Annotated in this window: 9 protein-coding genes; 4 read left to right on the top strand and 5 right to left on the bottom strand. The window is 29.5% G+C overall.

Features of this window, described 5'->3' with window-relative positions; all coding sequences use genetic code 11:
• Nucleotides 1-44: 44 nt before the first annotated feature.
• On the bottom strand, nt 45-956 hold the full coding sequence (locus KM029_RS02435) for a 1,4-dihydroxy-2-naphthoate polyprenyltransferase (RefSeq protein ID WP_144075199.1): 912 nt from the start codon (nt 954-956) through the stop codon (nt 45-47).
• Nucleotides 957-1,053: 97 nt separating this feature from the next.
• Between KM029_RS02435 and KM029_RS02430 the strand changes: the two genes are divergently transcribed.
• Together KM029_RS02430 and KM029_RS02425 are read left to right on the top strand one after the other, a co-directional pair.
• Entirely contained in the window at nt 1,054-1,749 is a 696-nt protein-coding gene (locus tag KM029_RS02430; RefSeq protein ID WP_144075198.1) for an SIR2 family NAD-dependent protein deacylase, read from the top strand.
• Between the two features lie 117 nt (nt 1,750-1,866).
• Nucleotides 1,867-2,271 carry a SiaC family regulatory phosphoprotein gene (locus KM029_RS02425; protein ID WP_144075197.1) on the top strand — a complete coding sequence of 135 codons (405 nt, stop codon included), beginning with the start codon at nt 1,867-1,869 and terminating at the stop codon, nt 2,269-2,271.
• Between the two features lie 58 nt (nt 2,272-2,329).
• Here the strand turns inward: KM029_RS02425 and KM029_RS02420 are convergent, their stop codons facing one another.
• On the bottom strand, nt 2,330-2,770 hold the full coding sequence (locus KM029_RS02420; RefSeq protein WP_144075196.1) for a hypothetical protein: 441 nt from the start codon (nt 2,768-2,770) through the stop codon (nt 2,330-2,332).
• 108 nt (nt 2,771-2,878) lie between these two features.
• Nucleotides 2,879-3,553, bottom strand: a complete 675-nt coding sequence (locus KM029_RS02415; RefSeq protein ID WP_205125459.1) for an FKBP-type peptidyl-prolyl cis-trans isomerase — start codon at nt 3,551-3,553, stop codon at nt 2,879-2,881.
• Between the two features lie 295 nt (nt 3,554-3,848).
• Between KM029_RS02415 and KM029_RS02410 the strand changes: the two genes are divergently transcribed.
• Nucleotides 3,849-6,254 (top strand): PspC domain-containing protein, encoded by a 2,406-nt coding sequence (locus KM029_RS02410; RefSeq protein WP_144075195.1) that lies wholly within the window; start codon nt 3,849-3,851, stop codon nt 6,252-6,254.
• A 1-nt stretch (nt 6,255) separates the two neighbouring features.
• Here KM029_RS02410 and KM029_RS02405 read toward each other — a convergent pair whose 3' ends face one another.
• A complete protein-coding gene (locus tag KM029_RS02405; protein ID WP_144075194.1) occupies nt 6,256-7,938 on the bottom strand; it encodes a coiled-coil domain-containing protein in 1,683 nt (560 codons plus the stop codon).
• Nucleotides 7,939-8,223: 285 nt separating this feature from the next.
• Between KM029_RS02405 and KM029_RS02400 the strand changes: the two genes are divergently transcribed.
• Complete coding sequence (locus tag KM029_RS02400) at nt 8,224-8,694, top strand: NDR1/HIN1-like protein (RefSeq protein WP_144075193.1); 471 nt, start codon at nt 8,224-8,226, stop codon at nt 8,692-8,694.
• A gap of 37 nt (nt 8,695-8,731) precedes the next feature.
• Here the strand turns inward: KM029_RS02400 and KM029_RS02395 are convergent, their stop codons facing one another.
• Nucleotides 8,732-11,974, bottom strand: a complete 3,243-nt coding sequence (locus tag KM029_RS02395; protein ID WP_144075192.1) for a hypothetical protein — start codon at nt 11,972-11,974, stop codon at nt 8,732-8,734.
• Nucleotides 11,975-12,151 lie beyond the last annotated feature (177 nt).

Here is a 12,151-nt window from a genome sequence, read left to right as displayed (position 1 = left end):
GGTGTTTTTTGTTGAGTAAACTCAAACTATAATTATTACTTAAATCAGATCTTTATAAACAAATCTAGAATCTGTCCTACACCAAAAGTTAAAGAAAAAAGTAGAGACGTTAATGCCATTTGTTTTAGATATGGATCTAAATCTTTTGGTTCAGTAAATTTTGTAATTGCATTTCCATTTCTACGAAGTAATGGAAAAGTTAATATAAATAACCATTGAAAAGGTGAAGTATAGGTATAAAAAACATAAGCAGAAGCACAAATTAAAGCTCCAAATAACAATACCCAATGATATAAAATTGCCCATTTACGTCCTATTCTAACAGGCACAGACTTTTTACCTGCACTTATATCCGATTTTATATCTCGTATATTATTTACATTTAATACAGCAACTGCTAAAAAACCACAAGCAGAAGCTGGTAAAAATAAAAGGAGATCAAATGATTTTATTTGTAAATAATAACTCCCTATTACACCAACTAATCCAAAAAATATAAACACGCTTATATCTCCTAAACCTGCATAACCATAAGGTTTTTTCCCTGCTGTATATGTTATTGCTGCAATAATAGAAAGTACTCCTAACCCTAAAAAATATGCAAATTCTGTCCATGAAGAAAGGCTTACATATAATAAATACAAACCCGAACTTAAAGACAATCCACTAAAAATAATGATAGCCATTTTCATAGCTCCTAATGATATTTTACCAGACTGCACTGCTCTTGATGGCCCTTCTCTTTCTTCATGATCTGCTCCATGAACTGAATCACCATAATCATTCGCTAAGTTTGAAAGTACTTGCAAAAAAATAGTTGTTAAAACACATAACCCGACTATTTCCCAACTAAAAAAAGTTGGCTCATTACCGTATGCTAAAAAACTTCCGAGTATTATACTAGACAAAGCCAATGGCAATGTTCTAAGTCTAAAGGCCTGTATCCAAGCTTTCATTGTTAAATTAATTGTTTAATGTTTTTATTTATGACAATATTACTGTCTTTAATTGACAATTACACATCTATTTTGTTTCGTTTGAATTAGAAAGTCTATGCAAAAGCAAAAAATTATTGTTTTAACCGGTGCAGGTATCAGTGCTGAAAGTGGAATTCCTACTTTTAGAGGAGGTGATGGTTTATGGGAAGGCCATGATATAATGGATGTTGCGTCTCCTATTGGGTGGAAAAAAGATAGAAATTTAGTCCTTAATTTTTACAATGAAAGACGTAAAGTCGCAAATAATGCCAAGCCTAATAAAGGTCATATTATTTTGGCGGAATTAGAAAATTATTATGATGTCACTATCATTACTCAAAATGTTGATAGTCTTCACGAAAAAGCAGGATCAACAAATGTGATACATTTGCATGGAAAACTATCTGAATCGAGAAGTTCTTTAGACGAATCTTTAATTTACCCTATTGTGGGTGATATATTAGCTGAAGGAGAAAAATGTGAAAAAGGAAGTCAATTAAGACCCAATATTGTTTGGTTTGGTGAAGATGTACCGTTAATGCAAGAAGCTGCAGAAATAACATCAGAAGCAGATTTTTTTATTATCGTTGGTACATCATTACAAGTTTACCCTGCTGCAAATCTTATTGACTACGTTCCTAAAGGTTGTGAATCAATTATTATAGATCCTTCAATACCCACAAACTCAAATATCTCTGGGATTAAAACAATTCAAGAAAAAGGCTCTGTAGGGTTACCAATCTTAATGGACTATTTAATGAAATTAGGCTAAAATATATAATTATTTCTAGTTTTTATTGTATAAGTGTTCGATTAACGTTAATATTGAATCAAGCATTAAAGTAAATTTTGTGTATTACGGTTGTAAAAGAACTAACTCCACTATCTGATGGAAAATTTATCAATTAACAAAGACGGGATGAATACCCAAATTCCTGTTGTTTTTATGAATAGTGAAAACAGCAAAGGTAACATCCTAGGTGAATCTTATCATGATGGTGTCAGTCAAATTTATTCTGACATTGTTGATTGGATTAATGACTACTTCAAAGAAAATGATACATTCTCTTTAAATTTTGGATTAGGGTATTTTAATACACCCTCTTCTAAAGGAATTTATAACATTTTAAAGTGTCTGAAAGAGTGGACCGATCAAAATAAATTGGTTACTATTTTTTGGTACGTTTCTGAAAACGACGATGATCTACTAGAAGATATAGAAGATTTATCGGATGATGTAGACATTCACATTTCTACAATTATGACTGATAAGAAAAGTCAAATTGCTAGTTAACAAAAACGGGCTGATTTATATAAATTAAATCAGCCCGTTTTATTTTTTCTATTATCTATTATTTCTTTACTGGTATAACTAAAACCCTCACTCCAGACAATGCCATTTGAGCACTTTCAATTCTGTCACAATTAGCATAAAATACATTTGTACCATCAGATTGCATTAATGGAGCACTTTCGTTAACCATTTTCAAAACCGTTTTATTTTTACTTATAGTTACAACTGGTGTAAAGAAATCGTCATTTCTAAGTCTAAAGTTAATCCCTTCATCATCTGAAACTTCAAACGTTTTATGGAAATACCTATTAGATTGCTTTTCAACTTCAATATCAATTAAAGATACTACACTAGATTCCGCTTCATTATTTTTAATATCATCTAATTCTGTAATAATATCTTTTGTTTCAGAACTTAAATATTCTTTTGTATCTATAGTTTGAGCATTTGTAATATTAAAACTTATAAAAGATAAAGTAATTAAAAGTAAATTTCTCATATCGTTAGTAATTAAATTATAAATGTACCTACTACACTATAACGCCAAACGATGTAAAAAAGATTCTTAAAGTAGTAAAATAGTTTCTTTAATAACTATCATTAACAATTATTCAACTCCAATTACTTCAATATCAAAATACAAGGTAGAATTCGCTGGTATTGGACCAATAGACCTAGAGCCATATCCTAAGTCTGAAGGTATAAGTAGCATTGCTCTTGATCCAATCTTTAAATTCAACACACCTTCATCCCAACCTTTAATAACCTGCCCTACTCCAGCTTTAAATTTAAATTCTTTATTTCTATCTCTAGAACTATCGAATTTAGAGCCATCTTCTAAAAACCCTTCATAATGAACAATTACAGTTTGTCCTTTTTTTGCGATATCACCTTCACCTTGTTTTAAAATCTTTATTCCAAGACCAGAAGGTAAAAACTTATAACCTATTTTTTTCTTCTCTACATTCCAGATCTCAACAGCAGATTGAATAAAGAGCAACTCAACAGTTGAAATTTTTAATTTCTTATTCATCACCATAGATTTAAAAGATAAGATATCATCAGATTTCTTAAAGTTAAAATCAATACGGATAGACTTCTTTTTTCTATCTAAATAAAAATAAGATTTCCCCTCAATAAATTTAGCACAGAGTCCTTCAAATCGTACATCTGTATAACAATAGTCTACCTCCTCTGAAGGTGGTAAACATTTTTCACATTGAGCAAAACTTGTTGATAAGGTTATTAAACCTATAAAAACGATTGATAGAAGTTGTTTCATTAAATTTTATATAGATGTATTTATATTCTATTAAACCAATCTTAAAAGATTGATTATATAAATATAATATAACATCTCTCATTTTTCATGATTTCACTGTTCAAATTGTACATTTATGGACACAAGCTGAAAACAATATATTTAAAGTAAAAACCAACAACAACATGTTAAACACCTGTTTTACAACCTGTTAAGATCTTAAAATATTGAATAAGAATAACTTATTATACATTCTAAAAACGTTTGTTTATTATTAACATTACAATTATTGAATTTTAAGCTACATACTTCCTGAATGGTCATAAATAATATACATATAGGTAACAGTCATTTTAAAGCAACATCCGAGGCTTCTTCTATTTTAGAAAGCTATCGAATTGCCTTAAATGAACATTTATCTAATTTTAAAAATTCATCATCTATTATAAGGGAATTAGAATATAAATTATCAGAAATTCTAATTCCATGTATAGAAGACGAATTTGATTATTTAACTGAAGAGGATGTTATAAATGCAATTGAAGTTGTAGGTACACCTGATGGTTTTGATTTACATTACAATAGAACAAACACTCACCGACCAATTACCCAAAAAGAAAGTTATGAAGACCTTATAGGTTCAATAAGTAAAAAATTAAAATCTCTTTATCGCGACATAGATAGACAACAAGTTGGTGGTGTTGCAGCAGGTATTGCCAATAAATTTAGTATTGACCCTTTATGGGTTAGGTTTCTATTTATTTTACCTTTCTTATTGATTACTAGTACAAAAATACCAGCCACAATAGTATCAATTCTCTATTTAAGTTTATGGTTATTTTTACCTGAAAAAAGAAATCTTACAAGAGATACAAATACTAGATTATTTTTTCGAGATAGTGAGAAACAGGTGTTAGGTGGTGTAGCTGGGGGATTAAGTAATTTTATAGGAATTGATGTGAATATAGTCCGTCTCTTTTTACTTATTTCACTTTACTTTTTCCATTTTGTAGGTATTTTATACATAATATTATGGGTTTCCACTCCTTTTTCAAGAACCTTGAAAGATAAATTTCAAAGTCAAGGGACACCATTTAACTTAACTGAAATTGAAAAATACCTAAGTTCTACTTTTGATAAGAAAAATTTCAATTCGAAAAAGCTTAAGGTAGTCTATGATAAATTCAATAATTTAGACATACCTCATTTGAACCCAAGTCCACTTTTAAAAGATTTATTAAGAATCTTATCTTTTGTGATTGGCTTATTTCTATTTGTCAGTACAATTTTATCTATTTTCTTAGGAGTTCCAGTATTAGGGATAAGTTTAAAATTAATTCACCTTACAGAAGTTTTAAGTTATCTATCGAACGATCTTACTAATGAAGTACTTAATAAATACGATGCTAATTTATTAAGTACCATTCAGTTCTCTATACCTAATACAACAGCAATAATTGGATCTTTACATTTTATTATTACCTCTACGCTACTTTTAATAATTAGTTCGTCTATGATGACGTTTCAAAAACTAATTAGTAATGGTAAAATATTGGGATTATTAGGTATTGACATTATTTTATCTCTACTATTACTTACGGCTTTAAATATGTCAGTTCATAGTTTTGATAATCAGGCTATCCATAAAGAAGAAGTCTTACTTCCTTTAAATAATGATGTTTTAGATATCACTTTAGATGATATTGGCAAACTACCTTTAAACAGGGCTTCTTTTAGTATAGAAGGACATCCGGGTCAAGATTTGAAATTAATTTTTAGTCAAGAGGCTCTTGGTAAAACAAGAGAAAGAGCAATTAATAATGCTAAAGCCATTGATTATACATCAAACATATCTGATAATAAATTACAATTATCTTCTCATTTTTCATTCCCAAGAGGAGTTAAATACAGAATGCAAAAATTAAATGTTGTAATTAAAGTACCATACAACAAGCATTTTATAGTTGACAATAAATTAATGTCATATTTAAACATGCAACAACTAAATTCTGTTGAAGAAGGTGACATTCTAATTTTTGATGAAAACAATCAACTTCAAAGGTTTAATGAGTCTCCAAAAAATAATTATTCTTCTGGATATTCACCTGCTAATAATTCAAGATTTATTGATGAAAAGACTTATGAGTTTCCTTTAGATTCAATAGTATTATTCGGAAACCTTAATATTGAATTAAAAATTGACCCTACATTATCTAAATCCCATATAGTATTACAAACTGAAGACAAGAAAAAGAGTAACTTAAAAACATCATACATTAATAATACGCTTAAAGTATATAGGTTAGAACAGACAGGTATACCGTCGAAAGTAACAATTTCATCACCAAGTTTAGCTTTAATTAAATTTAAAGGGGAAGGTAGTCTTGTTATTAATGAGTTTACTGCAAACTATTTTGAATGTAAAATTGATGGAAATATAAATGCTGATGTAAATGTAAACTCAGATATATTTAAAGGGTATGTACTTGGTGCTTCATTTCTAATTCTAGAAGGTAAATCAGATACTGCATTTATACTTTCTGATGGAGGTTCTAAAATTAATGGTGAAGGGTTTGAAATACTAGAAGTTAAAGCAAAAGCAAAAGGCGTTTCAGAAGTAATCTTAAACGCCCATAATAATGCTACTATATTTCAATCTCCTTTGAGTAAAGTTACTGTTTTAGGTGATCCTGTTCACCTAGAGAAACACACGCAAAGGTAGTTTATCTTCTTGTCACCATTGCTTTTCGACTAACTCTCCAAGCATTTAATCCTCTTACTTTTTTAGCCTCACCATATAATGATAGTTCTAAGCTAGATCCTTTAGTTCCGTTATCAGACATATACTCATCAAACATCATTGCAAGGTTCATATTTAAAGTCCTTTTTGAATCTGCTTCATCTACAAATTCAAAATCTGCAGTAACATCATCAATTACATTTACTTTATATACATGCTTATATGTTATCTTTTTGGTAGATAGATTAGTTAAAAATCCATTACCATCTGGTTCAGCATAAAAAGTTTCGATATAATTTGATGATGGAGCCACATAATGTGTCTTTTCAATATCAACGGTCTTAGGAGCTTTTGTTTCAACTACTTCAGAAAAAGTAACTTCATCATTCTTAGTTCTGTTAATTAATTTATTAACACTCTCCCAAAGTTCTTGTTGCCTTTCTTGTGTTTCACCTAAAGATGCTGCAATACCTTCAATTACTTTATCAAAATGTGCTTTATCTTCTACATTTTTGTCTTGCAGAACAGATTGAAGTTCCTGTTGGCGGCGAGTCATTTCATCACTAATGTTATGAATGTTTTCTAGCTCGTCAGTAAGTAATTTGCTTAATGTATCTAATTTATTAGAAAGGTTTTCTTCTAAAAGAGACATATTATCTCTTAATTCATGACGCTCCCCTTTAATCTTTGTAAATCTTAAATCTACTTTCTTAAGCTCATTACCATGCTCATCAGAAATATGATTAATTGATTTATTTAAAATGTCTAATTGTTTTGAAAAAGATTGAATTGCTTCATCTTTTACATATTCAGATTTAACATCAACAATTTGCTTTTCTAATTGATCTAAACGAACAATAAACTCACGTACAGATTCTTTATTAAAACTCTCCTCGTTGATACTGTTTATCTTGTCAACTAAAGACTCAAATTTTTGTTCAACGTTTATTGATATTTCTTGTAAGGCAGTCTTTCTTGCTTTGTGTACAAGTTCAAATTGCTCTTCTAAATTATCTATTTGCTTTTGTGTATTCTCCAAATCATCAACTCTGTGGAAATAATCATTTTCACGAGTTTCTAATCTTTTATTTTCTCTTTCAAGATGAATAATTCTATCTTCTAACAATTGAAATCTTTCTAAAATTTCAATATTAAAACCTTTATCAATTTCTTTGTTTGGAGTAACCTGCTCAGAGTTATTATCAGAAATTACTTCTGTATTAATATTTGCTAGTTTTTGATCACTCAATGTAGTTTCATAGAAATGACTTAAAAAAACATAGACAAAACTAGCTGTTCTAGAATCACTGATATATAGTTCTAGATCATTTACAGAAGTACATTCTAATATATTAGAAAGGTTGTCAACTATCTCATTTTTATATGCAAACAGTCTATCTATATCCCACTTAGGAGTTTTCTCAGAGACTGTCCATAACTCCATACAGATTTCATCAAAAAGTAACTCATCTAAATCGTTGTATTCTAAAAATTCTTTTTTAGAATACAGATTTACACCTCTACCTTTTAATTTAAAGCATTGTTTACCTTCCCCGATATTACCTTTCCCCTCTTTTAATAAAGTATAGAATCTATACACAGAATATTCTACTATTTGAAAAAAGGATATTTTTTTATCGGGTTGAATCATTGATGAAATTGTCATAAGTTACAAAGAAAACGCAGGGTTATTAACAGATAATTTAGTACACAAATGTAGTATTATAACAAGTCACATTAGCGACTAATAACTATTATTAACAATAATTTAGAATATTAAAATTATTATATCTGCAAAAGACGACAATAAACTAGGTAAAACAAAAATCTTTATGATATTATTTTAATTAAGGAGGCTCGTTTGAAATAATAGTAGTGTAGTATGTCTAATTTATTTTTTTAGAACTATTATTGTATGAAGTAATTCTTTCACTAATCAATTTTTTTAAAGATGAAGTTAAAATCAATTGTTCAATATATAGTATACTTAATAGTACTAGTAACTTTTACAGCATGTGGTCCTGAAGCACCAGAATTTAACGATGTGAAGAATGTTGAAATGTTCACATTAGAAGATGGTAATTTTGTGGTTAGAGCAGAAGCTGTACTCTATAATCCAAATGGCGTATCAATAACAGTTGACCAGATACATGTAGATGTATTAATAAATGGAAATGTTATTGGAAATGTCGATCAAAATCTTTCTTCTGAGGCAAAAAAGAAATCGGAGTTTACACTTCCATTAGAAGTTCAATTTCCTCCAAAAGCTTTATTCTCAAATATTCTAGGCGGACTTATAAATATGGCTACTGGAGAAGATTTTGAGGTAAGATATACAGGCTTTGTTCGTACTAAAGTTTTAGGGGTAAGCTTTAAAGTACCTTTTGATCAGGTTGAAACCGTTGGGTTAAACTTAAAATAAAAAAAATAGTCATCAAGTTAATTGATGACTATTTTTTTTAAACATACGATAACTTCTGTAAGTTAATTGATGTTCTAAAAGATTTCCGAACATTGTTCATTATAATTTCTACCATGTGCATGTCCGTTGCTAATAATAAGAAAAATGTTTCTTCATCAATTTCATATACATAAGAATCTTTGATTGCATATAAATTTCCTACCCAAACTTCTGATTTAGGAGAAATGTATGTTCCAATTACATTTCTTTTTTTATACAAAATTGTGTGAACATCACCTTCCCCTACAGCCAACTCTCCATCTTTAATTATATAAAGTCCTTTTTCTTTTAATTCTTCTGCAGTTGCAATTACTTTTCCTTGCTCGTAATAATTTAGATTTGAAATTTCTGCTAATTCGGCTAATTCATCGCCATTAAGACCATGAAATTCTGACAAGTTAGAAAAGAACAACGCTTTTGAAAAAATAAACTTAGATGTCTCTGTAAAATCCATTGAATCAACTCCTCTTAATAGATCTCTAAGTTCTGCTTCTTTATCTTGTTCTAGCCTTCCATATGCATTTTCTAGTTTTTCTGGAAAATGGACTTTTAATATCCATGCAGCCAATTCGCATAATAATTTTTCAGCATCAAAAAGATAACCGACTAGAATATCAGGATTACATTTTTCTGGATGATCAGATAAAGCATACAACGCTGCAGCACGTGCCCAAGCTGATAACCAGTTGGGGTCTCTTGTTACTAACCTTTGTAAAACGTATTCACTAGAATATGTTTCTCTATAAAATAATTCTCTTAATTTTTTAACACGTTCCTCCGGTAAAATATCTTCAAAAAGTGGAAGAACATAACTTTTCACATCTTCATCAATCAGAACATCAAGAAGCTCTACGGCATAACCAATACTATCTGCTGTTCCTAATTCATGATTTTTACGGATAAGCTGTAACGAACCTCTATCATAAAGCATGTCTAACAACAGAAACATTTGATCATAATTATGAATTATCTCCGTTTGTAGTGCTCGTTGTACTAAAACTGTATATCTATTGTCTTCAATCTCTAAAGATGCCGCTATATTCCAATAGCAGTTATTCGCTTCTCTTTTTAAAGCTTCCTTTAAAAATAAAATAGAATATTCCTCTTCAGCATTCCAACCTAAAGAACTCAATAATGACAATGCTTCATAGGAGATTCTTCTTTCTGGATATGTAATTTTATCGGCTAATAATTGTACAGATTCTTCACTACCAATTTTTGCATATGCCTGTAAAATTAGTCTCTTTGTTTTCTGAACTTGTCCATTTTTATGGAAGGCCGTTTCTAATATTTTAGCACCTGATTCTCCAATTGCTACAATTGCAGAAAGTGCAACTCTTTCATCGCCTTTAATTGCTAAACGCTCTACTAAGGCCGGTATTAATATTGAAATTTTATGAAAACCAACTAAAGCCATTGCTTCAATTCTTACTTCAAAATTATAATCTCTAATTAATTTTGAAACTGTATTCTCCAAATTATCATTGTAATGATTAAACATTAATCTTGCAGACATTATTCTATCAGTAGGAATAGATGAACTTGCTAGTTCAATGATATTATTATCGTTGGCTTCTAAAACAATCTCCGCCTTCAAATCTTCTGATAAAGCAGAGGCTACATTCACTAAATTATCGTCATCAAAAGAACTTTTAGAAAACTGATCTAATGCATGTGTGCTTTCATAAATTCTATAATCCTTAATTTTTGCAAGAGCAATCCTTTTATTTACAAACCTGAAAAGATTATCTTCTTGAGATAAAATCTCTCTAAATAAGAATACATCAAGCCTTTCTATTAACTTAAATAACAATGGAGAAAGCTTTGTTGAAACACTATTCCACCTCGTGTGCAATAAATTTTGAATCTTATTATTTTTAAACCTTGCTCCAATTCCTTCATCATACTCACTTTCTGTAGAATTTGCAGATAATAAATTTTTCAAAGACACCCTGTATTCGTGATACATTTTAAATGTTACAAAAACCCATACCCCTACAATGGCAAAAATCATAAAGTTGTTGTAGAGAATATTATAACCATTAATTTTTGAGATACCAATCATTAATATACCTGCACATAAAGTAGAGAATTGTGCTACTGTACCTTCAACTAAAGTTTGTGCTTCGTAACGAATACTTGCAGGTAAAGGAAAAAAGAAGATTTTCACTGTGGGGTTTTCCAATGAATCCCGTAGTGCGTCTGTTACTAATTTTGACATTGAAATTATCAGAAAGAACATTAAAAATGCATCTGAAGTTTTATCGTGTCCAAATAAAGTTCCTATAACTAAATCAATAATACTAAAGAATACCAAAATACCAGGTAGCAACATTAAAGAATATTGTAAACCATACACCTCAAGTATTTTATCATTTAAGAATGTCTGAACCAAAAAGGATACAATGATTACGAAGGCTTCAAAAAAGGCTATAAAGTTTGCCAATTCATTTTCTTGCTGAAAATATTTTGGTGTTACAGTTACAAAAGAATAATCTACAAAAGCAGCTGAAAATGTAGAGCACATTACAAAAATACTAATCATAAAAAAGTACTTTTTATAATCTCTAAGTTTTACCCTACCTTCTTTCTTACTTGTATCTTTATCTACTGTTACAGCCTCTGCTGCATGCATCTTAAATTTCCTAAGAATGTATACTATTGATATAAAGCACCCAAAATAAGCAATAGTACCAACCAATGCTAAGTAAGAAAGTGATGGTAATATTTGTTGTATAAAAGGAACTGAGAAAAAAGCTAAAATTGTTGCAACTGCCTGACCAGTATCGATTCCCCCAGAGAGTCTTTTACTCTGTGTGAAGTTAAATAGACGGCCAAATGCTCCCCAAAAAATTAAAAGTGATATAGAAACAATAGGTCCTAATGTTGCAAAACCTATAAATACTACCCATGAATGATTTTCTTTTGCAATTAGAAAAGTAGTTATAACTCCTACAATTAACAATATTATAATTGATGTATAATAGGTCAATTTTCTAAATCCTATAATATTCTGTAATCTCGAAAAGACAATTGTAAAAAGAATCCCTAATATACCTTGTGTAATTAATGCTAATGGAAAATCTGATTCATTCCCGAATTTTGAGATAAATAATGTATTTATAGCAACACTATAACTTGCCATAAATATACCTGTAAAGAATCCAAGTGTTAATAAAGCAGCAATTCTAGACCATTCAGAGGACAATCCCCCTACCATATTGAGTAATAGTCTTTTCATGAAGATGAAGTTCTATTTAAATTTAAAAATAGTTTATTTTAAGTTATTTGAATATAACTAAAAATCATTCCTAATCTATTTCTTACCTGAAAATATTTATCAGAAGCCTTCAATATAAAAAGTGAACTGTTGATCCAAACTCTTCAAAACTTATCAAAATTGATAAAAAATCATTTT

Source organism: Flammeovirga kamogawensis, assembly GCF_018736065.1.
In the GTDB taxonomy this organism is placed as follows: Bacteria; Bacteroidota; Bacteroidia; order Cytophagales; family Flammeovirgaceae; genus Flammeovirga; species Flammeovirga kamogawensis.
This window is presented reverse-complemented; position numbering and strand designations above follow the sequence as displayed.